Source organism: Paracoccus jiaweipingae (genome assembly GCF_044335505.1).
GTDB lineage: Bacteria > Pseudomonadota > Alphaproteobacteria > Rhodobacterales > Rhodobacteraceae > Paracoccus.
Genome location: NZ_JBISBS010000002.1, coordinates 169,688 through 195,210 on the forward strand (window position 1 = coordinate 169,688; position 25,523 = coordinate 195,210).

A 25,523-nucleotide genomic window follows, 5' to 3' on the forward strand; every position below is an offset into this window, starting at 1 on the left:
GGGGGCGCGAACCGCACCCCCGTATCGTGAGCCTGCTGACGGAAACGTGATCGCGTCAGTTTGCCTGACGGCGCAGGAAGGCCGGAACCTGCGGGTCGTCCTGGGCGTGGTCAGGGCTGGCCAGATCGTCGAAATCGGGCTGCTGATTGGCCTTGACCCGGCTGGCGACCCGTTCGGCCAGCGTGGCGCCGCTGGGTTTGGGCGCGTGGTCAGCGCTGCCGGCCATGCGTTCGAACATCCGCGACAGGCCGGTGGTGCGGCGCTGCTCGTGCTCGGGGCTGCGCTCGGCGCGCGGGGCAGGCTGGGGCGCGGCCTCGGGGTGGCGGCCAGCGGCGCGGTTCAGACGCTCCATCACCTCGGGGGTGGGCTGGCCGCGCGGCGTCGGACGCGGGGCCATGAAACCTTCGGAATCGTCGGCCAGACGGTCGGCGGCGGGACGTGCGGGCGCGGGGTTATAGGCCGGCGCGGGCATGTCATCCTCGGGCAGGTCGGTAATGGTCGCGGCGGGGCGCGGTGCCGCGGCGCGCGGGGCCTCGGCCACCGGTTCGCGCGGCTCGGGGCGGCGCGGCGGCAGCGGCAGTTCAGCCTCGGCTTGCTGGGGTTCGGGGCGGCGGGTGGCTGACGGTGCCTGGGTCAGCGGCGCTTCCATGCGGCGGCGCGGCGCGGGAATATCGGCCTGCGCGGCCTCGGCGTCGATGCCGGTGGCCACGACCGATACGCGGATGGCGCCTTCCATATCCGGGTCCAGCGTCGAACCGACGATGATATTGGCATCGGCATCGACCTTGTCACGGATGACATTGGCGGCCTCGTCCAGCTCGAACAGGGTCATGTCGTAACCGCCGGTGACGTTGATCAGCACGCCCTTGGCGCCGTTCAGGCTGATTTCGTCCAGCAGCGGGTTGGCAATCGCGGCTTCGGCGGCGTGGATGGCGCGGTTCTCGCCCGAGGCCTCGCCGGTGCCCATCATCGCCTTGCCCATCTCGTCCATCACCGCGCGGACATCGGCAAAGTCGAGGTTGATCAGACCCGGACGCACCATCAGGTCGGTCACGCCCTTGACGCCCTGATACAGCACGTCATCGGCCATGGCGAAGGCTTCGGTGAAGGTGGTTTTTTCATTCGCCAGCCGGAACAGGTTCTGGTTGGGGATGATGATCAGCGTGTCGACGACCTTTTGCAGCGCCTCGACGCCCTCGTTCGCCTGACGCATCCGCTTGGTGCCTTCGAAGCTGAACGGCTTGGTCACGACACCCACGGTCAGAATGCCCATTTCACGCGCTGCCTGCGCGATGATCGGCGCGGCCCCGGTGCCGGTGCCACCGCCCATCCCGGCGGTGATAAAGCACATATGCGCGCCCGACAGGTGGTCGACGATATCCTCGATCGTTTCTTCGGCGGCCTTGGCGCCGATGGACGGTTTTGCCCCTGCCCCCAGACCTTCGGTCACTTTCGGGCCGATCTGGATCTTGCTGCTGGATTTCGACTGTTGCAGGGCCTGCGCGTCGGTATTGGCGACCACGAACTCGACCCCGTCGAGTTGCTTCTCGATCATGTTGTTGACCGCGTTGCCGCCTGCGCCACCCACACCGAACACGGTAATGCGCGGCTTCAGCTCGTCTTCGTCATCCATCATCAGATTCAGGTTCATGCTATCCGCCTGTTGTTGCTTGTCGTTTCGGCTCGGGCGGGCCGAATCCGCAGGTTTTCCCCTCTACTGTAGCGGGAATAGCCCGCATCGTCACCCGAAAATCCGCATTTACCCACAAGATATGCACAGGCCCGCAGGGGGCTTCGGCGGCATCTTGCTGATCACGCAGCATATGGTGTGCGGCAGGGCGCCGCACCCCTTGCAGTGCTTACCAGTTGGCCCGGAACCAGCGATAGGCGCGGCGGAAGCTGCGCGCCGGATAGGCCTCGACCGGCATTTCGAAATCCCACCACTCGTCCTGCGGATGGGCGGCAAACAGCGCCAGCCCCACGGCGGATGCGCAGCCGGCATTGGTCAGCTGATGTGGCAGGCCGTTGATTCGCAGCGGCCGGCCAATGCGGACATTCTGGCCCAGAATGCGGCTGGCCAGCCCGTCCAGTCCGGGGATCTGGCTGCTGCCGCCGGTCAGCACGATCTGGCGCGACGGCATGTAATCGAACCCGGCCGCGTCCAGCACCTCGCGCACCTGTTCCAGAATTTCCTCGACCCGCGGGCGCATGATGCCGATCAGGTCGGCGCGGCTGACCATGCGACGTTCCTCGTGCCAGTCCTCGTCGCCGTCGATCTGGATCATGTCGCGGTCGTCGCGGCCCGTCGCCTCGACCCCGCCATTCAGGGTTTTCAGCCGTTCCGCCATCGCCCATGGCACCCGCAGGCCCTGTGCGATGTCGCTGGTGATCAATTCACCCCCGATGCGCACGGAATCGGCAAAGATCATGTGCTTGCGCATGAAAATCGACACCCCGGTCGCGCCGCCGCCCATGTCGATGCAGGCGGCGCCAAGCTCTTGCTCGTCCTCGACCAGCGATGACAGGCCCGACATATAGGCGGCGCTGGCCACCCCGGCCAGTTCCAGATCGCAGCGGCGCAGACAGTGGATCAGATTGCCGATCGCGTCGGATTCGACCGTCAGCAGATGCATGTCACAGGCCAGCCGGTTCCCGGCATGTTCGCGCGGGTCGGACAACCCGCTGCGCTGGTCGACGGCGAAATTGACCGGCTGCGCGTGCAACACCTCGCGGCCCCGGCCAAATTCCGGCAGGTCACAGGCCGCCAGAACCGAGGCCACATCTTCCTTGCGCACCTTGCCGCTGCGCAGCGCGACCTCGCCCGCCAGCCCGTAAGAGGCCGGACGCGCCCCCGACAGGCAGGCAATGACGTGATCCAGCCGCACCCCGGCGACCTTTTGCGCCTTGGCCACGACGGTGCGCACGGCGCGCTCGGCCTCGGACATGGTGTCGATCTCGCCAAAGCGGATGCCGCGGGCGCGGGTGGTGCCGGCACCGATGACGCGGAAATCGGCCTGTCCGGCCAGCGGCCCGACGCCATCCGTCTCGCGCGATCGCGAGGGGCCGTCGAATTGCAGCACGATGCAGGTAATGGACGAACTGCCGATATCCAGCACCCCGATCACACCGCGTTGCAGCGCCGCCTCGCGGATGCGGCGCATGGCGCGCTGTTTGTCATACAGATCCTTCATTGCCCCACCCCTCAGCTTTTCTTGTCCTGCGGCGGCAATTCCTTGCCATCCGGTCCCAGCAGCGGCAGGCCGCGCGCCTGTCGCAATGCGTTCTGCGCCGCCAGCCCGATGCGCAGCCGGGGCCGCGCCGGGTCGCGCAGGTCGACCACATCGACATCGCGGCCCAGAATGTCCTGCGCGGCATCCCATTCGAGCACCTGCTGCAACGCCGCCTCGGCGCCGGTGGCGGGCAGCATGATGCGCTGGCCGTGATCCAGCACCAGATCCCAGCGCCGTTCGCCGCGCCGTTCCAGCCCGCGCAGACGCGGCAGCACCGGCCCGGCCTGCGCGATCAGGCGCAGGGCCTCGGGGGCGGCGGCGTCACCGCCAAGCCCGGCGATCATCGGCAGGTCCTGACGCAGATCGCGCGACGTGACCGAGGCCACCCGGTGCCCCTGCGCGTCCAGCATCTCGATCCCGCTGGCATGGCGCCACAGCAGCGCCGGTTTGCGTTCCACCACCACCGCGCTGAGGATGCCGCCATCGCGCACCCGCAGATCCACGCTTTCGATCGCGTCCAGCGACATCGCCTGCTGGCGCAGCCGCGCAAGGTCGATATCAAAGCTGGAGGCCGGCAAAGCCACCGGCAGCATCGCCCGCAGGCCCTTGTCGACCGCCGGGGATGCGCCCTGAACCTCCATGGTTTTGATCATGAAGGCGTCGTTATGCTGGACCTGCTGAATGCGGTCCTGCACCCAGCCCACCATCGCCCCGCGCCGGCCATCATCGGCCAGCCAGCCAAGCGCCAGCAACGCCACCACCACCACCGGCCCGCCAATGCGCACCGCACGGCGCACACGGGGCCGCAGCATCAGCCGTTCCAGCCGGTATTTCAGCCGCGACGGCGCCGGATCGCGGCGCGGTTTGCGGCGGGCGGGCTGGGGCGGAGTGTCGCGGCGGATGATCCGCGACACCACCGGCTGATTGCCGCCCGACAGGCCGAAGCCGGGTTCGTGGCGGGTCACGTCCTGCATAGCGCGTCCTCGACCATCCAGCGGCACAGGGCGGGGAAATCCATATCGGCCAGCACCGCCTGATCCGGCACCAGCGAGGTCGGCGTCATGCCGGGCTGGGTGTTGGTTTCCAGCAGGATCAGCCCGTCCAGCCCGCGCGATTCGTCCCATCGGAAATCGGTGCGCGACACGCCGCGGCACCCCAGCGCCCGATGCGCCCGCAGCGCGTAATCGCAACAGGCGGCGGCAATATCGGCGGGAATTTCGGCCGGGGTGACATGGCGCGACCCGCCGACGGTGTATTTCGCGGCGTAATCATACCAGCCCTCGGTGATGATCTCGGTCACGCCAAGGGCGCGATCGCCCATCACCGCCGTGGTCAGTTCGCGCCCCGGCACATAGGTTTCGACCAGCACCTGCGCGGGCATCTGATCGTCCAGCTGCGGCGGGCCATCCCCGGCATCACGGACGATATACACCCCAACGCTGGAGCCTTCGTCATTGGGCTTGACCACATAGGGCGGCGGCAGGACGTGACGCGCGCGGACCTGATGCGCGTCCGCGATCACGCTGTCGGCCACCGGCAGGCCGGCATCGCGAAACGCCTGCTTGGCGCGGGTCTTGTCCATCGCCAGCGCCGAGGCCAGCACCCCCGAATGCGTATAGGGGATGCGCAGCCATTCCAGCAGGCCCTGCACACAGCCATCCTCGCCCCAGCGGCCATGCAGGGCGTTGAACACGACATCGGGGCGGGCCTCGGCCAGCCGCGCGGGCAGATCAGCGCCCGCGTCGATTTCGATCACCGTGAATCCCTCAAGCCGCAGCGCATTCGCGCATTCCCGCCCCGAGGACAGCGACACAGCGCGTTCGGCACTGGGACCACCCATCAGAACGGCGACGGTGAGGGCTGCCCTGCTCGACTTGCCCGCCACGTTTTTGCCTCTCGTCACCCCGAAACAACCGGGGGTTGTGCATCTTTTAGCGATGCTTATGTGCCGATCATAGCCCAAAAACCCGCCTTTGGGAAAGATCATTTCTGGCCCGGCGGCGGTTTTTGGTCGCGCCCCCGGACGCCGCCCCGGCGGCCCCGCGCGCGCCGCAACCGGCGACCCCGGCTGTGCCCCGGTCCCTGCCGCCCTGCACGGCGCCGGCAGCGCCAGACAGGGGCGCCAGATCCCTGCGGTGGCGCGGTTTTGATCGCCATCACCTTGCCCCGCCGGACCGCAGGCCCATAATACCCGCAACCATCGCGAAAGAACCCCATGCCTGACCTGACCAGCCTGCTGCGCGAATTCATCACCCTGTTCGTGGTCATCGACCCGGTGGGGTCACTGCCGGTGTTTCTGTTCGCCACTGCCTCGGTGCCCGCTGCGCTGCATGGGCGTTTTGCGCTGCGGGCGGTGGCGGTGGCCAGCGTGGTGCTGTTGGGTTTTTTGTTCGGCGGTCAGTATCTGCTGGAATCGCTGGGTCTGCGGCTGGGATCGTTCCAGATCGCGGGCGGGATCGTGCTGTTCATGTTCGCGATCACCATGATCTTTGGCGAATCAAAACCGGACCGAGAGATCGGGCAGGCCGAACGCGACCATCTGGCCGGGGCGGTGTTTCCGCTGGCCATGCCGTCCATCGCCTCGCCGGGGGCGATGCTGGCGGTGGTGATTCTGACCGATAACCACAACAAGGCGCTGTCCGACCAGTTGGTCACGGCGGGGCTTTTGCTGGCGGTGCTGGCGCTGACGCTGGTGCTGTTGCTGCTGGCCTCTCGCGTGCAGCGGCTGATCGGGTCCACCGGGGCCAGCGTCATCAGCCGGGTGATGGGGATCGTGCTGGCGACCGTCGCCGTCGATGCCGTGATCGGCGGGCTTGAGGCCCTGACCCTGATCGAGGTCCCCGCCCCCGAAAACGCAGGCGGCCTGTCCGAGGCCGCCGATGACGCGACCCGGCCCGCGCAGCCGGGGTAACCCCCTGCCCCGTCAGCTGCGGTTGCGACCACGGCCTGCGGGCGCGTGGTATCGGGTGACGCGCGACGGGTGCGGGCGTGGCACCAGACCTGGCATTGCGGGCGCGGGCCGATGTCAGACGGGGCGGGTGCGCGGGGGGGGGGGGCGGCGGACCTCAGGCGTCACCGACGCGGATGACCTCCCATGTCAGATCGTGACCGCTGGTTTCGCGGACCTTTTTGCGCACCAGCTCACCCAGGGCCTCCAGCTCGGCGGCGGTGGCGTGATCGGCATTCAGCAGGAAATTGGGGTGCTTTTCCGACATCTGCGCCCCGCCAAGGCGATACCCGCGCAGGCCGGCATCCTCGATCAGTTTCCATGCCTTCAGCTCGTGACTGTCATCGGCGCGGCCGGTGGATGAAAACCCTGCCGGGTTGCGAAAGGTCGATCCGGCGCTGCGGTCGCGGACCGGCTGGGTGGCATCGCGTTTGGCCAGCTGGTCCGTCATGCGGGCGTGCAGGGTTTGCGGTTCCGCACGATCCGCGCGCAGCCGGGCGCTGGTCAGCACCCAGCCCGGCGGCAGGTCGGCATGGCGATAGGCAAAGCCCAGATCGGCAGGCGTCAGCGTGACCTGCCGGCCATCGCGCGACACCGCCTGCGCGTCGATCAGGTGATCCGCGACATAGCTGCCGTAACAGCCCGCATTCATCCGCACCGCGCCGCCGATACTGCCCGGAATGGTGCGCAGAAAGGTCAGGTCCAGCCCGGCATCGGCGGCCTTGCGCGCGACATGCGCATCCAGCGCGGCGGCCCCTGCGGTGACGATGTCGCCGTCGATCCCGATGCTGTTGAACCCGCGCCCCAGCCGGACCACCACGCCGCGAATCCCGCCATCGCGCACGATCAGGTTCGACCCGACGCCGATCGGAAAGACCGGCATATCGGGCGAAAGGTCGCGCAGAAACGCCGCCAGATCATCGGCATCGGCGGGCTGGAACAGCCAGTCCGCCGGGCCGCCGACGCGCAGCCATGTCAGCCCGTCCAGCGGTCTGTCCGGGGTCAGGGTGCCGCGCGGGGTGGGAAGGTCGGTCATGGCGGGGCCTCCGTCGAAGGGCGTGGACTGGGGACCGCCCGCCGCAGAACCGCCCGGCACAGGCGGTGTGTCCCGGCGGCGTGGTCGGCGGCACGGTCAGGGGGCGCGGCGGGCCAGATGCGCCATCACCCCGGCCGCGGCACCCCCCACCACCGAGACATAGCCCGGCAGCAGGACAAAGAATATCAGGATGTGGCGCGGGGCGAAATCATCCCCCAGCGCCGGTTCCCGGGTGTTCAGCCAGCCCCAGACCCCCAGTACCGCGCCAGCGATCAGCAGCCACCACACCACCGCCACCCCCCATTTGCGGGCGGCGAAAAAGCCCAGAATACCGGGCAGGGACAGTGCAATGGCCGACCAGATCAGCGGCATGACAAAGGTTTCCGGCATGGCTTATGGCCTTTCGTGACCGGCACCGGGCATCAGGGCGTGTCCGGGGCGCAGGGTCCGCTGGTGGCGGCGCAGGCGCCGGTGGCGGCGCAGCGGCGACAGGATCAGCACCACCACCGCCCCGATCAGCGCCAGCATCCCGGCCAGCGGCCCGCAGCAATAGGTCAGCCAGCCGATCAGCGGCACCCCGGCCCCGGTCAGCGCCACCAGCGCCTGGGCGCGCCGGGCCTCGCGCAGGCGGGGCAACAGCGCGGCGGCGACCAGCCACAGCAGCGCCGCCGCCATCGACAGCGCCGGGGTCAGCATGGGCAGGCCGGTGCTCATGCCGCCTGTGCCTTCAGCAGCCCCGGCAAGGCATTGGCCCAGCCCGAGATCGTGCCAGCGCCCAGACACACCACCATATCGCCGGGCCGGGCCTGTTCGCGCACCAGCCGGACAAGGTCGTCCTCGGACAGGATGGCGCGGGCGTGGCGGTGGCCATGGGCGATCAGCCCCGCGACCAGATCGTCACGGCTGGCGCCGTCGATCGGGTCTTCGCCGGCGGCGTAAACCTCGGCGATGGCGACCACATCAGCCTCGTTGAAACAGGTGCAGAAATCGTCAAACAGCGAATGCAGCCGCGAATAGCGATGCGGCTGATGCACCGCGATCACCCGCCCCTGCGTCGACTGCCGCGCGGCACGCAACACAGCGGCGATTTCAACCGGGTGGTGGCCGTAATCGTCAATGATGGTGACGCCATCGACCTCGGCCACCTTGGTAAAGCGGCGACCGACACCGCCGAAAGCCGCCAGCGCGGCGCGGATTTCGGCGCGCTTCATGCCAAGATGCCGCGCCACCGCCACCGCCGCCAGCGCGTTCGAGACATTGTGATCGCCCGGCATCGGCAGGGTGCAGCCCTGAATCATCGGGATGTCGCCGTCATCGGCCTCGGCCTGCAAGGCCACGTCGAAATGCGCCACGCCGTTTTCATAGCGCAGGTTAAGCGCCCGCACATCCGCCTGCGCGTTGAAGCCAAAGGTCACCACGCGGCGGTCGGTGATCTTGCCGACCAGCGACTGGACCTCGGGGTGGTCGGTGCAACAGACCGCCAGCCCGTAAAACGGTATCCCCGAAACGAAATCGTAAAAGCCTTTGCGCAGCGCGTCGAAATCGCCCCAGTGTTCCATATGTTCGGGGTCGATATTGGTCACGATGGCGATGGTCGCGGGCAGGCGGTTGAAACTGCCATCCGATTCGTCGGCCTCGACCACCATCCATTCGCCCGCCCCCGCGCGCGCGTTGGACCCATAGGCGTGGATCACGCCGCCATTGATGACGGTGGGGTCGAACCCGCCCTTGTCCAGCAGCGTGGCGACCATGGTGGTGGTGGTGGTCTTGCCATGCGTACCGCCAATGGCGACGTTGGATTTCAGCCGCATCAGTTCGGCCAGCATTTCGGCACGGCGCACGACCGGCAGGCCGCGGCGGCGGGCCTCGGCCAGTTCGGGGTTGGATTCCTTGATCGCGGTCGATTTCACCACCACGCCCGCATCCCCGATATTATCGGGCGACTGGCCGATGAATACCCGCGCGCCCAGGCTTTCCAGACGCTCGGTGATCTTGCTGGCTTTCGCATCGCTGCCCTGCACGTCATAGCCAAGCGTCATCAGCACCTCGGCAATGCCCGACATGCCGATGCCGCCGATGCCGATAAAGTGGATGGGGCCAAGTTCCCCCGGCAGTTTGGTGGCGGCATTCATTGGGACAGCTCCGTGACAAGATCGGCAAGGTGGCGGGCCGCATCGGGCCGGCCAAGGGCGCGCGCGGCGGCGGCCATTTCGGTGGCACGCGGCGCATCGGTCAGAATGGCGCGGATGTCGCGCATCAGGGTTTCAGCGTCAAGCACCGATTCCGGCACCACCAGCGCCGCCCCCGCATCGGCCAGCGCGCGGGCATTCGCGGTCTGGTGATCGCCCGTCGCCGCGGCATAAGGGATCAGGATCGCAGGCCGCCCGATGACCGAGATATCCGCGATCGACGATGCCCCGGCGCGGCTGATCACCAGCTGGCATGCCGCCAGACGCCGGGGCACATCGTCGAAAAATGGCCGGATCGTGGCATTGATACCGGCGGCGCCATAGGCCTCGGTGACGTGGGCGCCATCCTCGGGGCGGGCCTGATGGGCGACATCCAGACGGGCGCGCAGATCGGGCGGCAGCGCGGCAATCGCGGCGGGGACGACATCGGACAGCACCCGCGCGCCCTGACTGCCGCCGATGACCAGCAGGTTCAGCCGCCCCGCACCCGGCGCGGCATAGGCCGCCCCCGCATGGTCCAGAACCGCCGCACGCACCGGGTTGCCGGTGTGAATGCCGCTGACCCCCTTGGGCAGTGCCGTCGGCCAGATCCCGCACATCACCTTGTCGACACGCGGGGCAAACAGCCGGTTGACCCGGCCCATCACCCCGTTTTGTTCATGAATCGCCGTGGGAATGCCCAACAGCCGCGCCGCCGTCAGCGCCGGGATGGTCGGATAACCGCCAAAACCCACCACCACCGCCGGACGGTCGCGCCGCAGGGCGCGCAGCGCGGCGGCGACACCGCCCGCGATACGCAACGGCGCCACCAGCTTGCCCGCCAGACCGCCCCGCGCCGTGGTCGCGGATGCCACCACCTCGCGCTGCACCTGCGCCGGAAACGCCCCGGCATAGCGCGCCCCGCGCGCATCCGTGGACAGGGTGACGCGCCAGCCATCGGCCAGCAGCGACTCGGCCAGGGCCTGCGCGGGGAACATATGCCCGCCCGTGCCGCCCGCCGCGATCAGTGCCAGCCGGGTCATTGCCCGCGCCCCAGATAGTCCGAGATCTCGGCCTGCGGGCGGCTGCGCGTCAGCGCCAGCAGCATCCCCACCGTGATCCCCGATGCGATCACCGACGACCCGCCATAGCTGACGAAAGGCAGCGTCATCCCCTTGGCCGGCAACAGGCGCACCGCCACCCCCATATTGACCAGCGCCTGAACGCCAAAAGCGCAGGCCAGCCCGGTTCCGGCAATGCGGGTAAAGGCGTCGCGTTCCCGCCGCAGCCGCCACATCGAGCGCACGACGATGGTGGCGTAAAGCGCGATGATCACCAGGACCATGATGACGCCATATTCCTCGGCGGCGACGGCGATGATGAAATCGGTATGGGCGTCAGGCAACTGCCACTTTACGCTGCCCTCACCTACGCCGACGCCGAAAAACCCGCCCTCCTGAATGGCATTGGTGGCATAACCGATCTGGGTGCGCGGGTCGATCGTGGGCGACAGAAAGCCGTCGATGCGGCGCGCGAAATGTTCCGAGCTGCCATAGGCCATGAACGCACCGACCGCCGCCACCCCGGCCACGCCCCCCAACAGCACCAGCGGCGCACCGGCGACAAAATACATCACGCACCACGAGGTCAGGATCAGCGTCGCCTGCCCGAAATCGGGCTGCATCGCCAAAACCAGCACCACGAAAACCACGAAGAAAAACGAATACATCCGCCCCGGCGGGCCGCCGACCTCCTGGCTGGCGGCCATCAGCCACGCCACCAGCGCGACAAAGCCGGGTTTCAGGAATTCGGACGGCTGGATGCTGGCAAAGCCAAAGGAGAGCCAGCGCACCGCGCCTTTGCCGAAATCGGTGCCGATGATGGGCAGCGACAGCACCGCCGCCAGCGCGACGGCACAGCCAAGCACCCCCAGCCGCCGCACCGTCACCGGCGAGGCCATCGAAAACGCCACCGCCGCAACCATGGCCATGCCGCCGAAAAGCGCCTGTCGCGTGACGTAATAGAATTGCGGCAAGCCGTTCTTTTCCGCCAGCGGCACCGAGGCCGCAAGCCCCAGCAACAGCCCCATCGCGAACAGCCCAAGCACGCAGGCCAGCGACCATCGGTCAACCGTTCGCCACCAACGCGGAAGAATCGGATCGCTGACGCGCGCGGGGGCCGCGCCGAATACCATCTCGGTCATGTCAGAACTGCCGTCACTGCCTCGGTCCATGCCCGTTTGCCGGGTCTGCTGAAAACCATAGCGCGAATTGGCTGCCAAAGCTACTGCGCAATCCGGCGCGGGCGGATATTTACCAAATCGTAACGGAGGGCGGGATATAAGCGGGAGATGATGATTCGCAATCCGCGCATATCCGATGATGACGACCGGGCGCTGTGGCCGCTGTTTATGGTCTTTCTGCGGCTGGGGCTGACCAGCTTTGGCGGGCCGGTGGCGCATATCGGCTATTTCCGCGACGAATTCGTCACCCGGCGCCGCTGGCTGGATGACCGCGCCTTCGGCCAGCTGCTGGCATTGTGCCAGTTTCTGCCCGGCCCGGCCTCTAGCCAGATGAACCTTGCCATCGCCTGGGGCCGGGGCGGATGGGCCGGGGCGGTGCTGGGTTGGGCAGGTTTTACCCTGCCCTCGGCCCTGGCGCTGATGGCGCTGGCGGCTTTGTGGGGCGGCGCGCCCCCCGACGGGGGCTGGATGGGCGGCGTGGTGGCCGGGCTGAAGCTGGTGGCGGTGGCGGTCGTGGCCCATGCCGTGCTTGGCATGGCCCGCAGCCTGACCCCGGATCTGCCGCGTGCCGCGCTGGCCGTGCTGGCGCTGTTCGTGGTGGCGCTGTTTCCCGCTGCCGGGGCACAGATCGCGGCCATTGCGCTGGCGGCGGGGCTGGCCGTGGCGCTGGGTCTGGGACTGCCCGCCAGCACCGCAACCGGTGCCCCGCTGGCCGCGCCGCCGGTTGCGGTGGGCGTGGTATGTCTGGTCGCATTCACGGGGCTGTTGCTGGCGGCGCTGCTGGCTGGCGGCGGGGTGCTGCCCGATCTGCCGCTGCTGGCGCAGGTCGCGGCGGTGTTTTACCGCGCCGGGGCGCTGGTGTTCGGCGGCGGCCATGTGGTGTTGCCGCTGCTGGAAAGCGGCACGGTCGGCACCGGCATGGTCGGGGCTGACAGCTTTCTGGCGGGCTATGGCGCGGCGCAGGCGGTGCCGGGACCGCTGTTCACCTTTGCCGCGTGGCTGGGACAGGTCGCCAGCGGCTGGCCGGGGGCGGTTGCGGCGCTGGTGGCGATCTTTCTGCCGGGCTTTCTGTTGCTGATGGGGGTGCTGCCCTTCTGGTCGCAACTGTCGCGGCGGCGTTGGGCCATGCGCGCCATCGCCGGGGCCAATGCCGCCGTGGTCGGCATTCTGGCGGCGGCGCTTTATGACCCGGTCTTTACCGCCGGGGTGCGCAGCCCGCTGCATTTCGCCATTGCCGCCGCGCTGTTTACCATGCTGACCCTGTGGCGGCGCCCGGCATGGCAGGTGGTGCTGGCGGGCGCCGGTGCCGGGGCAATCCTTGGGGCAGCGGGTCTGGTCTGAGCCTGCCGTGACACGCCGGGAAGGCGTTGGCGGCTTGGTCGCGACCGTGCGCGGCGAAGCATTTCCTTGCGCGGGGGCGGCAGGAAGCCTGCGCCAAGGCATCGCCGCGGGCCATCAGGTCCAGCACCCAATTGCCAAGGCTGCAATGCGGGCGCCTTAGCCGCGCGGCATCAGCGCCCTGACCAGCGCGGTGAAATGCTCGCCCCGCTTTTCAAAATTGGGGTATTGGTCAAAGCTGGCGGCGGCGGGGGCCAGCAGCACGGTCTCGCCGGGTTGGGCATCAGCGGCGGCGTGGGCGACGGCCTGTTCCATGGTCTCGGACAGCTCATGCGGGGTGTCACCCAGTTGCAGCGCGAAATCGCGGGCGGAATGGCCGATCAGATAGGCCTTGACCACCCCGTCCAGATGCGGGGCCAGTGCGGCGATGCCGCCATCCTTGCCAAGCCCGCCCACGATCCAGCGGATGCGCGAAAAAGCGTGCAGGGCCTGTTGCGCGGCATCGACATTGGTGGCCTTGCTGTCATTGACCCAGCGCACCCCGCCGATTTCCGCGATGGTCTGGCTGCGATGCGGCAGCCCGGCAAAGCTGTGAAAGGCGACCTCGATCTGGCGCGGGGCGATGCCGAGTGCGCGGGTGGCGGCATAGGCGGCGCAGGCATTCTGGTGGTTGTGACTGCCCGGCAACCCGGTGATCGCGCGCAGATCCAGCGAGGCCACCTGCCGGCCCTTGCGGTATTCCGACAAGAACCCCTTGCGGGCAAAGACCGACCAGCCCGGCCCGTCCAGCCTGCCATCGACCGAAATGCGGATCACCCGGTCATCGGCAGGCGCGACCGCCATCTGATTGGCCAGATAGCGGCCCTCGGGCTCGTCCACGCCGATCACGGCGCGTTCCGGCCCGCCCTCGGCGAACAGGCGGCGCTTGGCGGCGAAATAGCCGCCCATGCCGCCATGGCGGTCCAGATGATCGGGCGACAGGTTGGTAAACACCGCGACATCCGGCGTCAGCGCCCGCGCCAGATCGGTCTGATAGCTGGACAGTTCCAGCACCACCACCTCGCCATCGCGGGCGGGATCAAGCGACAGCACCCCGGTGCCGATATTGCCGCCCATCTGCGTGGGCCGCCCGGCCTGTTGCAGAATGTGGTGAATCAGCGCCGTGGTGGTGGATTTGCCGTTCGAGCCGGTGACCGCGATGACGCGCGGGAAGGTGTCGAAATCGTTCCAGTCCGGGGTAGCGAAGCTGCGGAAAAACAGGCCGATATCGTTATCGACCGGCACACCCTTTTCCAGCGCCCTGGCGATGACCGGGTGCGGGGCGGGGTAAAGATGCGCAATGCCGGGGCTGGTGATCAGCGCATCCAGACCGTCCCACGCCGCGTCGCGGGTCAGATCGACGATGTCCCAGCCTTCGGCCTCGGCCGCCTGCCGCGTATCGACGCCGTCGTCCCACGCCACCACCTGCGCCCCCCCCGCCGCCAGCGCGGCAGCCGTCGCCCGCCCCGAGCGGCCAAGCCCCAGCACGGCGATCTTGCGGTTTTCAACGTCACGGACGGGGATCATGGGTCAGGCCTTTGCAAAAGGGGCGGTGCGGACCGGGGGCCAGCCCCCGGACCCCCGAGGTATTTGAAACAGCAGCGAGGTCAGCGCAGTTTAAGCGTCGCCAGACCGATCAGCGCCAGAATCAGCGAGATGATCCAGAAGCGGATCACGATCTGGGGTTCTGACCAGCCTTTCTTCTCGAAATGGTGGTGGATCGGGGCCATCAGGAAGACCCGTTTGCCGGTGCGTTTGAAATAGAGGACCTGGATGATGACCGACAGTGCCTCGACCACGAACAGGCCGCCGACGATGGCCAGGACGATCTCATGCTTAGTGACGACGGCGATGGCGCCAAGCGCGCCGCCAAGGGCAAGGCTGCCGGTGTCGCCCATGAATACCGCCGCCGGGGGGGCGTTATACCACAAGAACCCCAGCCCGCCGCCGATCAGGGCGGCGACGAAGACCATGATCTCGCCCGCGCCGGGGACGTGGTGGACGCCAAGGTAATTGGTAAAGTCGATGCGCCCCACGGTATAGGCGATGGCCCCCAGCGTGGCGGCGGCGATCATCACCGGGCCGATGGCCAGACCGTCCAGCCCGTCGGTCAGGTTGACCGCATTGGCTGCGCCCACGATCACCACCATGGCAAAGGGCACATAGAACCAGCCAAGGTTGATCAGGGCGTCCTTGAAAAACGGCATTGCCAGTTGCCCGGTCAGCCCCGCCGGTTGCAGCCATGCGGCTGCGGCCCCTGCGGCGGCGGCGATGGCCAGACCCGCCGCCATGCGGATCTTGCCCGGGACACCGGCGACGCTGTGCCGGGTCACCTTGGCATAATCGTCGGCAAAGCCGATCGCGGCAAAGCCCGCCGTCACCGCCAGCACGATCCAGACATAGCCGTTATCGAGCCGCGCCCAAAGCAGGGTCGAGGTAAACAGCGAGGCCAGTATCAGCAGCCCGCCCATGGTTGGGGTGCCAGCCTTGACGAAATGGCTTTCGGGGCCGTCATCGCGGATGGGCTGGCCCTTTTTCTGCTTGATGCGCAGCCAGTTGATCAGCGGGCGCCCGAACAGAAAGCCAAAGACCAGCGCGGTGAAAAACGCCGCCCCCGCCCGGAAGGTGATATAGCGGAACAGGTTGAACAGGTCCCCCCCGTCCGACAAGCCCGTCAGCCAATACAGCATATGCGTTCCTTCTTAGTCCTGTTGCGGCGTTTTGCCCGCCGCGCGCAGCGCGTCAACAAGTTTCGAGACGAGCGAGGATTTCGACCCCTTGACCAGCACAATATCGCCGGGCTGCACCAGCGCGGCGGCCTGCGCGGCCAGATCCTGCGCGGTATCGGCGGCCATCCCGCGCCGGGTCGCGGGCAGCGCCTGATACAGGTGGCGCATCAGCGGCCCGGCGGTATGGACAAGGTCGACCTGCGCCATGGCCGGCAGGGCCGCGATGGCGGCGTGCTGGTCCGCAGCATCCGGTCCCAGTTCCAGCATATCGCCCAAAATCGCCACCCGGCGCCGACCGGGCAGGCGCGACAGCGTCGCCAGCCCCGCCGCCAGCGAGGTCGGGTTGGCGTTATAGGCGTCGTCGATCAGGTCGATATCCCCACCCGGCAGGGCAATACGTTCCACCGCGCCGCGACCGGCGGGCGGCGTCCAGCGTTGCAGGTCGTCCAGCACCGATGGCAGGTCCAGCCCCAGCGCATCGGCCACCGCCAGCACCCCCATTGCGTTCATCGCGAAATGCGTCCCGGCCGAGGCCAGCGTGAAGGCGACATCCTGCCCCCCGGCCCGCGCGGTCACCTGTGTCATCGCGCCATCGGGGCGGGTGCCGGTCAGCGCGAAATCGGCATCCCGGCCAAAGCTGACCACCCGTGCGCCCCTGCCCCGCGCCGCGTCCGCCAGAATCGCGCTGGTCGGCAGGCCGGTGGGGATCACGGCGGTGCCACCCGGTTCCAGCCCGTCAAAGATGCTGGCCTTTTCGCGGGCAATGCCGTCGATGTCGTCAAACGCCTCGATGTGGGCGGCGGCCACGGTGGTGATCATCGCCACATGCGGGCGGGCAAGGCGGGCCAGCGGGGCGATCTCTCCGGGGTGGTTCATGCCGATCTCGATCACCGCGATATCGCTGTCGGCGGGCATCCGCGCCAGTGTCAGCGGCACCCCCCAGTGGTTGTTATAGCTGGCCTCGGCGGCGTGAACGTGGCCCTGCCCCGACAGGGCGCTGCGCAGCATTTCCTTGGTCGAGGTCTTGCCCACCGACCCCGTCACCGCCACCAGCCTGCCGCGCAGCCGCGCCCGCGCCGCCGCGCCAAGCGCCTGCAAGGCCGCCAGCACGTCATCGACCAGCAGCAGCGGCGCATCCGGCGAAACACCTTCGGGGATGCGGCTGACCAGCGCCGCCGCCGCCCCCTGCGTCAGCGCCTGTGCGACGAAATCGTGGCCATCGCGCGCGGCCTTCAGCGCCACGAACAGATCCCCCGGCGCAAGGCTGCGGGTGTCGATGCTGACGCCCGAGGCCGCCCAGGCCACCGCCGCCTGCCCACCGGTGGCCGCGACGGCCTGTTCACTGGTCCACAGCACCATCAGATTTTCCCATCAAGGGCCGCGACCGCGACCGAAGCCTGTTCCACATCGTCGAACGGATAGACATCGCTGCCAATGATCTGCCCGGTTTCATGCCCCTTGCCCGCGATCAACAGCGCATCCCCCGGTTGCAGCGCATCGACGCCGCGCAAGATCGCCTCGGCCCGGTCACCGACCTCGGTTGCGTCGGGACCGGCACCGGCCATGACCGCGGCGCGAATGGCGGCGGGGTCTTCGGTGCGGGGGTTGTCGTCGGTGACGAACACCACATCGGCATATTCGCGCGCCGCCTCTCCCATCAGCGGGCGCTTGCCGGTGTCACGGTCGCCGCCCGCGCCGATGACCACGACGATACGGCCCATGACATGCGGGCGCAGGCTTTGCAGCGCCGCCACCACCGCGCCGGGTTTATGGGCGTAATCGACAAACACCGCCGCGCCATTGTCGCGGGTGGCGGCCAGCTGCATCCGGCCCGGCACGGTTTCCAGCCCGGCCAGCACCGCTGCCACGCGGTCAGGGTCTTCGCCCACCGCAATCGCCAGCCCCGCCGCCGCCAGCACGTTTTCCGCCTGAAACCCGCCGATCAGGTTCAGCCGCAACAGATGCGTGCGCCCCAGAATATCGCAGCGCAGTTCCTGCCCGGTGGCGTCATAACGCTGACCCAGAATCCGCAGATCCGCCCCGTCCGAGCGGCCATAGGTCAGGATGTCCATACCCTGCGCGCCGGCGATTTCCTCCATCTGCTGACCGCGCGGGTCGTCGATATTGATGACCCCCACCGCGTCCTCGTCAAGGATATGGTTGAACAACAGGGCCTTGGCCGCGAAATAGCTGTCGAAATCCTTGTGATAATCCAGATGATCCTGGCTGAAATTGGTAAACGCGCCCGCCACCAGCCGCACCCCGTCAAGGCGGCGCTGGTCCAGACCGTGGCTTGATGCCTCCATCGCGGCATGGGTCACGCCGGCGGATGCGGCCTCGGACAGGACGCGGTGCAGGGTGATGGGTTCGGGGGTGGTATGGGCCAGCCGGGCCTCGTAATCGCCGCGCACGCCCATGGTGCCAAGACTGATCGCCTTATGCCCCAGCGCCTGCCAGATCTGGCGGGTAAATGTGGCAACCGATGTCTTGCCCGAGGTGCCGGTCACCGCCACCATGGTTTCGGGCTGGCGGCCAAACCACAGCGCCGCCGTAGCGGCCAGTGCGGCGCGGGGATCGTCGGCCACCACCAGCGCCGCATCCGATGCCGCCAGTTCGGGTGCCGCCAGCGCCGCGCCCGCGCGGTCGGTCAGGATCGCCGCCGCACCCTGACGCAGCGCATATTGGATGAACGCCCCGCCATGGGTCGCGGAACCGGGCAGTGCGGCGAATAAAAACCCATCGCGCACCTGCCGCGAATCGACCGCAAGGCCGGTGATCGCGGGGTCGCGCCCCGCCGCCGCCCGCAGCCCCAGCGAAGACAGTTTGCGCGTCTGTTCCATATCCGGTCCCTTGCTTAGTTCTGCGACAGCCTTACCGCAGCTTTCGGGCGGGGGGCAATCTTGGGCAGCGTGGTTTCGCCAACCGGGGCCAGCCCCATCAGCGGCGCCAGCCTGCGCACCAGTTCCGCCGCCACCGGCACGGCGGTCATCCCGGCAGTGCGGCTTTCGCCGCCGCCGCCGCTTTGCACCGAGGGTTCATCCAGCGTCACCACCAGCACATATTTCGGGTCGCTGACCGGAAAGACCGAGGCAAAGGTCGCCACCACCTTGTTGTCGTAATACCCGCCCGAGGGGCGCGGCTTGTCGGCGGTGCCGGTCTTGCCGGCGACCTCGTATCCCGCGACCTCGGCCTGACGGGCGGTGCCGCGCACCACCACCTGCCGCAACAGCGACAGCGCCTGACGGGCGGCCTGGGGTGACAGCACCTGTTCGCCCTGCGGATGGTCCTGCGCGTGACGCAGGGTCGGCCGCACCCGGCGCCCGTCATTGGCCAGCGTGGCATAGGCCGCCGCCAGATGCAGCGGGCTGGCCGCCAGACCGTGACCAAAGCTGACCGTCGCCGCCGTCACCGCAGGCCAGCGTGTCGGCACCAGCGGCTTGCCGGTCGGGGCCTCGACCATCTCGATCCGGGTCGGCTCGAAAAAGCCAAGGCTTTTCAAAAAGTCGCGCTGGCGGTCGGGACCGATCATCTGGGCAATGCGCACCGTGCCCACATTCGAGGATTTGACGATGATATCCTCGACCGTCAGGCTTTCGCCGTAATTGTGGAAATCGCGGATCTGGTATTTGCCGATTTTCATCGGGGTGTGGGTGTTGATCCAGGTGTTGCGGTTGATCAGCCGCAAATCCATCGCCTGCGCCACCGGGAAAATCTTGAAGGTCGAGCCAAGCTCGTACTGCCCCTGCACCACGCGGTTGAACAGCGGGCTGTCGGACGGGTCACCCTTCAGCTGGGGGCGCGGGCGGTCGTTGGGGTCGAAATCGGGCAGGCTGGCCATGGCCAGAATTTCGCCGCTGCGCACCTCCAGCAGGACACCGGCGGCGCCTTTGGCGCGCATCACCTTCATCCCCGAGGCCAGCACGTCCTCCATCGCGGATTGCACCGGCAGGTCGATGGACAGGCGCAGCGGCGCGCCTTCATTGGCGGGGTCGCGCAGATCGGCGTCGAATTGCTTTTCGACCCCGGCAATGCCCAGAACCTCGGCGCTGCTGACGCCCTCGACCCCGAAGCTGGCGCCGCCAAGAATATGCGAGGCCAGATGGCCATTGGGATACAGCCGCATTTCGCGCGGGCCGAACAGCAGGCCGGGGTCACCGATGTCATGCACCGCCTGCATCTGTTCGGGGCTGATCTTTTTCTTGATCCAGTCGAATTTGCGGTCGCTTTTGAACAGTTTCAGCAGCCGGTCATGGTTCAGATCTGGAAAGATCCGCGCCAGTTCACGCGCCGCCTTGTCCGGGTCGATCAGCTGATGGGGGTGAACATACAGCGAATGCGTCAGCAGGTTGGTCGCCAGAATCCGGCCCTCGCGGTCGGTGATGTCGGCGCGCTGGCTGATGATCGGGGCGCTGCGCGCCTGAATCCGCGGCTCGGACGGCGCGGCCGAGGCGACCATGCCCATGCGCACCCCCACCGTGGCAAAGGCCAGCATGAAAAGGCCGCTCATCAGCCACAGGCGTTTATCGGCGCGGCGGCGGGCCTCGTCCTGAATTTCGGCACTGCGCAGGGCGCGGTTTTCGGCCTCGATGGCGTCGGGATCGGCCCCCTGATCGCGGGCGCGCAGGATACGGGCAAGCGGACGCAAGGGCGTGCGGATCATGGCTGCGGCTCCTGTTGCGCGGCGCTGGGGTCGAAACCCTCGGGGCGGCGCGGCGGACGGATCAGTTTTTCCGGCGCGGGCGGATAGGCGATATTTGCGATGCCCGCGAACTGGTCCGATTCCAGCGGCACCAGACGCAGGCGTTCGAAATTCAGATCGACCAGCTGACGCAACCGCGACGGGCGGTTCAGATAGGCCCATTCGGCATTCAGCACCCCAAGCTCTTCGCGCAGGCTGGTGATCTCGCGCTGGACCTTGTTCATGTCGTTGATGGCCGATTGGGTGCGGTAATTCTCGCGGTAGGCCCAGAAGGCCAGGGTCATCACGATCACCGCCCCGATGACGAAGATCACCGACCGCATCACCGCCCCCCTTTCAGCCGGGGCAGCCCCAGCGTATCGGCATCGGCGGGCGCGGCTGGCGCGTCGGTGCGCAGCGCCACCCGCAGATAGGCCGAGCGCGCGCGCGGATTCGCGGCCAGTTCACCCTCATCGGCGCCAATGGCACGGCGGAACGGCAGGCGGAAGGCGGGCGCGGCCTGTTCCTGCACCGGGGCATAGCGGTTCCCCCCCCCGGCCGAGCCGGAACGCTGTTGCATGAACCGCTTGACGATACGGTCCTCAAGCGAATGAAAGCTGACCACGGCCAGCTTTCCGCCCGGTTTCAGCGCCCGTTCAGCGGCCTGCAACCCCGCGACCAACTGGCCGAATTCGTCATTCACCCAGATGCGGATGGCCTGAAAACTGCGGGTGGCGGGGTGGCTTTGGCCAGGCTTGGGGCGCGGCAGACAGCCCGCCACGACCTGTGCCAGTTGCGCGGTGGTCGTCAGCGGACGCGCGGCAACGATGGCGCGGGCGATCCGGCGCGAGGCGCGTTCCTCGCCATAGTAATACAGCACATCCGCGATCACCGTTTCATCCGCGCTGTTTAACAGATCGGCGGCGCTGGGGCCGTCATCGCCCATGCGCATATCCAGCGGCCCGTCGCGCAGGAAGGAAAAGCCGCGCTGCGCCTGATCCAGCTGCATCGAGCTGACGCCAAGGTCCAGCACCACCCCATCGACAGGCTGGCCGGCGATGGTATCAAGGTCAGAAAACGTGCCCTGCCGCAGGTCCAGCCGGTCGCCGTAATCGCCGGCCCAATTCCGCGCCATCGTGAAAACGCTGGGGTCGCGGTCGATGCCGATCACCCGATCCGCCCCCGCCGCCAACAGCCCGCGGGCATAGCCGCCAGCCCCGAAGGTGCCATCGACCCACAGCCCCGACACCGGCGCGACCGCGCGCAGCAGGGGGGCCAGCAGCACGGGGATATGCGGCGCGGACACCGGATCAGCCCTCGGGCTGCGGATCGGCGCCGGGCAGCAGGCTGCGCAGGTCGAAATCCGGTCCCAGATCGTCGACAAACGCATCCAGATCGGCGTCGGAATCCTGATAATCCTCGGGGCGCCACAGCTTGAGGTAATCGCCCGAGGCCATCATGAACGCGGCCTTGTCCAGACCGATCTTGTCACGCAGCTTTTGCGGCAGAACCAGACGCCCGTCTTCGTCGATCTCGGCCTCAAGCGACTGGCCGTGCATCAGCCGTTCCAGCGCGCGCCGCGCGGGCGATCCGCGCTGCATCCGGTCGATCTGTTGGTCGATTTCGTCAATGGCGTCGATGGTGAACAATTCCAGATGGCGCTGGTTTTCGCCGCCATAGACGATGACCATCTGCGCGCGGCGGCCGGATTCGAAATCGGGATCGCAGGATTCGAAAACGCGGCGAAACCGCGCCGGGACCGACATGCGACCCTTGGCGTCGATTTTAACGTCCTCTGAGCCTCTGAACCTGCGCGCCACCCGCGAGTCCTTCCTTCACCTGTCCCGCCTTTCCGGTCGCCCGAAAAGGAAAGGGCGGACCGGGCCGCTGCCACCGCCCGATCCGCCGCCCTCGTTCCCATCTCTGGGGCCCCGTTCGGGGCTTCGTCCGGCCTGGCGCGCCACCTGGGGGAGGTGCTGCTCTTACGCGCGCCGGATCTTGTGTCGGAAGCGGGTGCCTGTATGAAGCCTGCTTCGCCTTCCGGGGTCTTGCTGCCCCTTCATGCCCGTTTCCGTGATCACAGAAATGCCATGGGAAAACATGGGACGCAATGGAAATGTTTGCCACCGCTTTGCGGGGCCGGCCTGACGCAACCGTGAACATGGCGCGAACATTTTGGTTGCGCGGCGCGATTCGATGCAGGTTTTGCGTGAAAAGGGACAAATGACCACCACATATGGTGGTGGCGAAATTATGTCGCACTGGCCCATATTTTCCCGAAAAACACCCTCACATGACCGGAAAGACGGCGAAAACAAGGGAATATTGGTCGAATCGACCCCTGTGTCACGGGCGTTCACGGATACGCGATTCGGGAAAACCGCCCGGAACCGGCGACGGGGCCGGCCCATTCCCAGATTTTCCCAGAACCACCGCCTGATCCATCACGGCAACCCAAGTCGCCCCGCCACCGCCTGTCAGCCGGGTGAGAGCGGGCGGCAATGGGGCAGGTCGCCACCCAGCGGAACCGCCATCGAATCGCGACACACGGGGGCGTGATGTTGACGCACTGGTAAACTTTAGCAGATAGCGATAACGCTGCATCTGCAAAGGAACCCGCACGAAGATATGAAACTGACGCGGCAATGTTACGCAGGTCACAGTCTTTTTCGGCAGGTTACGCGACGTTTCAAAACCTGACCTTGCGTCTTTTTGCGTCAAAACCCCCTGATATTAATTGATCTTGCGCGGCGATGGGTCAACAAAACGCCACAGCCAGCAGCACAGCCATGCGGTTTTTGCATGACTGCATCCCAAGTTTCTGCATTGTGCAGTCGCAGCAACGAGGCCATTTTAGACCCATCAACCGACGCGGCACCGCCGCATCCGAAAACAGAAAGACCTTTGCAGATGGCCTCGACCGATCACAGCTTTGCCCGACCGCGCCAGATGCGCGGCCTGATGGCGGCGCTGCGTCTGGTCAGCGACAGCCTGCGGCAACGCCTTCACAGCCGGCGCACCCTGCGGCAGTTAAGCGCGATGACCGATCGCGATCTGGCTGAAATGGGTCTGGACCGGCGGATGCTGTCGCGGGTCGCGAATGAAGCAGCAGCAAGGGTGCGACATTAATTCCTATCCCGGCCGAACTCCTCCTCCCTTAATCGGCACGGGTTCAGGCGGCATCTCCTTCTCCTCCTCCCTCGGAGATGCCGCCATCAGTTACAGTGACGCCCCTCCTCCTCCCTTCAGGGCGTCATGGTGAAGGCGGCGACCCCCCTCCCCCCCCCTGGGGTCGCCGCAATTCGCCCACGCCGCAAGGCGGACAGTTGCGATGGTCCCTTCCTCCTCCCTTGGGGACTGATCGTTCGCGGTGATGGCCACCCTCCTCCCTCCCGGCCATCACCGCATCTTATACGCGGCCCACTCATCCTCCCTCGGGCCAGCGTTGCGCGGCGGTGCCCTTTCCTCCTCCCTCGGGCGCCGCCGCTTTTCATTTGCACCACGGCAAGACGCGGCCTAGAAGGCGCCCCATGTTGTCCTATCAGCACGGTTATCACGCCGGAAATCTGGCCGATCTGCACAAGCACGCGCTGTTGGCGCGGATGCTGGCCTATCTGACCGCCAAGCCCAAACCGCTGAGCTATGTCGAAACCCATGCCGGGCGGGGGCTGTATGATCTGGGCGATGCGCAGGCGCGCAAAACCAACGAGGCCGAGGCCGGGATTACCCGCGCGCTGGCCGAGGGCTGGCTGCCCGGCGACCACCCGCTGCTGGCGGCGCTGGCAGCGATCCGCGCCCGCCATGGCGCGGCGGCCTATGCGGGGTCGCCGCTGATCGCACGGCATTTCCTGCGCCCCGGCGACAGCGCCCATCTGGCCGAGCTGCACCCGGCCGAACATCAGGCGCTGGCCGATGTTGCGGGGTTTGCGACCCTGTATCAGCAGGATGGTTACGCGATGGCGCAGGCGGTCTGTCCGCCGACGCCACGCCGCGGAATGATGCTGATTGACCCCAGTTATGAGGTAAAGGCTGACTATGCCGCCCTGCCCCGGTTCATCGGGCAGATCGCGCGCAAATGGAATGTGGGCGTGATTGCGCTGTGGTATCCGGTGCTTGCCGATGCGCGCCACGGGCCGATGGTGGACGCGCTGCGCAGTGACCACCCGCAAGCCCTGCTGTCAGAGGTCCGCTTTACCGCTGCCCGCGCGGGGCATCGCATGGTCGGATCGGGGATGTTCGTGGTCAACCCGCCCTGGGGGCTGGAGGCCGAGGCCCGCGCCCTGTCCGCGGTGTTTGCGCGCGCCTGACGTGCAGCGCATGGGGTATTTGGGCAACGAAGAGGTCAGGCCTCGCTGATCCAGTCCTTCGCCGCGTCGGCCTGTCCGTGCGGAAAGATGCGCAGGATGCCCGGCACCAGCGGCGCAAACAGTTTCGCCGCGCGGGTGATCCAGCCACTGTCGGCCACCAGCGCGACACGTTCGAAGTCACGCCAATAGGTCAGGCCAAGCCCGGCATCGTCCCAGATCGCCCCAAGTGAATAGTTTTCGAATTCCGGCGACAATTCCATCAGCACGCGCAGCTTGTCATGTTCGCGCGCCTTGGCCCGCATCAGCGGGATCAGCAATTCGGTATAATCGCGCGAGGTAATTTCCCCGGTGGCGCGCAGGGCGATGACATTATCGGGAAAGCCATGCAGGATCTGATACCCCTCGGGGCGGGTGATATCGCCGCCCGCCCATGCCACGGCACCGTCCTGATCGGCGGGGGCGAAATGGCGCATCCGGGCCTTGACGAACAGGCCCGCGACATTGGGCAAAAGCCCAAGCGCCGGGTTGTCAGTCACCACCGCGATGCGCGGTAATTGCGCCTGTTGTTTCATCACCAGCGTCATATGGGCGCGCAGCGCGTCCAGCCCGTCCCAATGCGGCAGCTGGTCCAGCCGGATCACCAGCCCCGGCGCGTGGCCCTGTTCGCGGGTGGCATCGTCCAGTGCCTTGCCAAGCTGGTTGAAATCAGCATCAGACAGCTGCCCTTCGGGGCGGGCGATGACGACGTTCTGGTCGGTGCGGGTGTCGATATGCAGCATGGCCTTCCCCTTTGGTTTCGCCCCCTTGCC

Annotated in this window: 23 protein-coding genes; 4 read left to right on the plus strand and 19 right to left on the minus strand. The window is 67.4% G+C overall.

The window, feature by feature from the left end; translation table 11 throughout:
• Positions 1–55 precede the first annotated feature (55 nt).
• The 4 genes from ftsZ to ACFXP9_RS04290 all read right to left on the minus strand — a co-directional run bounded on the left by ftsZ (position 56) and on the right by ACFXP9_RS04290 (position 5,070).
• Positions 56–1,651 (minus strand): cell division protein FtsZ, encoded by a 1,596-nt coding sequence (gene ftsZ, locus ACFXP9_RS04275; protein WP_397206114.1) that lies wholly within the window; start codon positions 1,649–1,651, stop codon positions 56–58.
• 208 nt (positions 1,652–1,859) lie between these two features.
• Positions 1,860–3,191: a cell division protein FtsA gene (ftsA, locus tag ACFXP9_RS04280; protein ID WP_397206116.1), complete on the minus strand. Its 1,332-nt coding sequence runs from the start codon at positions 3,189–3,191 to the stop codon at positions 1,860–1,862.
• An 11-nt stretch (positions 3,192–3,202) separates the two neighbouring features.
• Positions 3,203–4,204: a cell division protein FtsQ/DivIB gene (locus tag ACFXP9_RS04285; protein WP_397206118.1), complete on the minus strand. Its 1,002-nt coding sequence runs from the start codon at positions 4,202–4,204 to the stop codon at positions 3,203–3,205.
• Positions 4,192–5,070: a D-alanine--D-alanine ligase gene (locus ACFXP9_RS04290; protein ID WP_397206631.1), complete on the minus strand. Its 879-nt coding sequence runs from the start codon at positions 5,068–5,070 to the stop codon at positions 4,192–4,194. Before ACFXP9_RS04290 ends, ACFXP9_RS04285 begins: the two co-directional genes overlap by 13 nt.
• 375 nt (positions 5,071–5,445) lie before the next feature.
• Here ACFXP9_RS04290 and ACFXP9_RS04295 point away from each other — a divergent pair, with 375 nt between their 5' ends.
• Positions 5,446–6,141 (plus strand): MarC family protein, encoded by a 696-nt coding sequence (locus ACFXP9_RS04295; RefSeq protein WP_397210019.1) that lies wholly within the window; start codon positions 5,446–5,448, stop codon positions 6,139–6,141.
• A gap of 154 nt (positions 6,142–6,295) precedes the next feature.
• Here ACFXP9_RS04295 and murB read toward each other — a convergent pair whose 3' ends face one another.
• The 6 genes from murB to ACFXP9_RS04325 all read right to left on the minus strand — a co-directional run bounded on the left by murB (position 6,296) and on the right by ACFXP9_RS04325 (position 11,584).
• Positions 6,296–7,213 (minus strand): UDP-N-acetylmuramate dehydrogenase, encoded by a 918-nt coding sequence (murB, locus tag ACFXP9_RS04300; RefSeq protein WP_397206122.1) that lies wholly within the window; start codon positions 7,211–7,213, stop codon positions 6,296–6,298.
• A gap of 96 nt (positions 7,214–7,309) precedes the next feature.
• Positions 7,310–7,603, minus strand: coding sequence for a hypothetical protein (locus tag ACFXP9_RS04305; RefSeq protein ID WP_397206124.1), 294 nt, complete (start codon positions 7,601–7,603; stop codon positions 7,310–7,312).
• Positions 7,604–7,606: 3 nt separating this feature from the next.
• A complete protein-coding gene (locus ACFXP9_RS04310) occupies positions 7,607–7,927 on the minus strand; it encodes a DUF2484 family protein (RefSeq protein WP_397206125.1) in 321 nt (106 codons plus the stop codon).
• Positions 7,924–9,345: a UDP-N-acetylmuramate--L-alanine ligase gene (gene murC / locus ACFXP9_RS04315; RefSeq protein WP_397206127.1), complete on the minus strand. Its 1,422-nt coding sequence runs from the start codon at positions 9,343–9,345 to the stop codon at positions 7,924–7,926. Before murC ends, ACFXP9_RS04310 begins: the two co-directional genes overlap by 4 nt.
• On the minus strand, positions 9,342–10,424 hold the full coding sequence (murG, locus tag ACFXP9_RS04320) for an undecaprenyldiphospho-muramoylpentapeptide beta-N-acetylglucosaminyltransferase (protein ID WP_397206129.1): 1,083 nt from the start codon (positions 10,422–10,424) through the stop codon (positions 9,342–9,344). Before murG ends, murC begins: the two co-directional genes overlap by 4 nt.
• Positions 10,421–11,584 carry a peptidoglycan glycosyltransferase FtsW gene (locus ACFXP9_RS04325; protein ID WP_397206633.1) on the minus strand — a complete coding sequence of 388 codons (1,164 nt, stop codon included), beginning with the start codon at positions 11,582–11,584 and terminating at the stop codon, positions 10,421–10,423. Before ACFXP9_RS04325 ends, murG begins: the two co-directional genes overlap by 4 nt.
• Positions 11,585–11,731: 147 nt before the next feature.
• On the opposite strand from ACFXP9_RS04325, the gene chrA reads away from it, so the two are divergent.
• Positions 11,732–12,964, plus strand: a complete 1,233-nt coding sequence (gene chrA, locus ACFXP9_RS04330) for a chromate efflux transporter (RefSeq protein ID WP_397206131.1) — start codon at positions 11,732–11,734, stop codon at positions 12,962–12,964.
• A gap of 156 nt (positions 12,965–13,120) precedes the next feature.
• Here chrA and murD read toward each other — a convergent pair whose 3' ends face one another.
• The 8 genes from murD to mraZ form a co-directional block, all read right to left on the minus strand.
• Positions 13,121–14,527, minus strand: a complete 1,407-nt coding sequence (gene murD / locus ACFXP9_RS04335; RefSeq protein WP_397206133.1) for a UDP-N-acetylmuramoyl-L-alanine--D-glutamate ligase — start codon at positions 14,525–14,527, stop codon at positions 13,121–13,123.
• Between the two features lie 80 nt (positions 14,528–14,607).
• Positions 14,608–15,690 carry a phospho-N-acetylmuramoyl-pentapeptide-transferase gene (mraY, locus tag ACFXP9_RS04340; RefSeq protein ID WP_397206135.1) on the minus strand — a complete coding sequence of 361 codons (1,083 nt, stop codon included), beginning with the start codon at positions 15,688–15,690 and terminating at the stop codon, positions 14,608–14,610.
• 12 nt (positions 15,691–15,702) lie between these two features.
• Positions 15,703–17,088 carry a UDP-N-acetylmuramoyl-tripeptide--D-alanyl-D-alanine ligase gene (locus ACFXP9_RS04345; protein WP_397206137.1) on the minus strand — a complete coding sequence of 462 codons (1,386 nt, stop codon included), beginning with the start codon at positions 17,086–17,088 and terminating at the stop codon, positions 15,703–15,705.
• Positions 17,088–18,569 (minus strand): UDP-N-acetylmuramoyl-L-alanyl-D-glutamate--2,6-diaminopimelate ligase, encoded by a 1,482-nt coding sequence (locus ACFXP9_RS04350; protein WP_397206139.1) that lies wholly within the window; start codon positions 18,567–18,569, stop codon positions 17,088–17,090. The genes ACFXP9_RS04345 and ACFXP9_RS04350 overlap by 1 nt, the downstream gene beginning before the upstream one ends.
• A 14-nt stretch (positions 18,570–18,583) precedes the next feature.
• Positions 18,584–20,389: a peptidoglycan D,D-transpeptidase FtsI family protein gene (locus ACFXP9_RS04355; RefSeq protein ID WP_397206141.1), complete on the minus strand. Its 1,806-nt coding sequence runs from the start codon at positions 20,387–20,389 to the stop codon at positions 18,584–18,586.
• Positions 20,386–20,751, minus strand: coding sequence for a cell division protein FtsL (gene ftsL, locus ACFXP9_RS04360; RefSeq protein WP_397206143.1), 366 nt, complete (start codon positions 20,749–20,751; stop codon positions 20,386–20,388). Before ftsL ends, ACFXP9_RS04355 begins: the two co-directional genes overlap by 4 nt.
• Positions 20,751–21,737: a 16S rRNA (cytosine(1402)-N(4))-methyltransferase RsmH gene (rsmH, locus tag ACFXP9_RS04365; RefSeq protein WP_397206635.1), complete on the minus strand. Its 987-nt coding sequence runs from the start codon at positions 21,735–21,737 to the stop codon at positions 20,751–20,753. Before rsmH ends, ftsL begins: the two co-directional genes overlap by 1 nt.
• On the minus strand, positions 21,718–22,227 hold the full coding sequence (mraZ, locus tag ACFXP9_RS04370; RefSeq protein ID WP_397206145.1) for a division/cell wall cluster transcriptional repressor MraZ: 510 nt from the start codon (positions 22,225–22,227) through the stop codon (positions 21,718–21,720). The genes rsmH and mraZ overlap by 20 nt, the downstream gene beginning before the upstream one ends.
• A 1,090-nt stretch (positions 22,228–23,317) precedes the next feature.
• Between mraZ and ACFXP9_RS04375 the strand changes: the two genes are divergently transcribed.
• Positions 23,318–23,536, plus strand: coding sequence for a DUF1127 domain-containing protein (locus tag ACFXP9_RS04375; protein WP_397206147.1), 219 nt, complete (start codon positions 23,318–23,320; stop codon positions 23,534–23,536).
• Positions 23,537–23,937: 401 nt separating this feature from the next.
• The gene (rlmJ, locus tag ACFXP9_RS04380; RefSeq protein ID WP_397206149.1) at positions 23,938–24,714 is read left to right on the plus strand and encodes a 23S rRNA (adenine(2030)-N(6))-methyltransferase RlmJ; all 777 of its coding nucleotides are present in this window, start codon (positions 23,938–23,940) and stop codon (positions 24,712–24,714) included.
• 35 nt (positions 24,715–24,749) lie between these two features.
• On the opposite strand, the gene ACFXP9_RS04385 is transcribed toward rlmJ, so the two are convergent.
• A complete protein-coding gene (locus ACFXP9_RS04385; RefSeq protein ID WP_397206151.1) occupies positions 24,750–25,493 on the minus strand; it encodes a SpoIIAA family protein in 744 nt (247 codons plus the stop codon).
• Between the last annotated feature and the right edge of the window lie 30 nt (positions 25,494–25,523).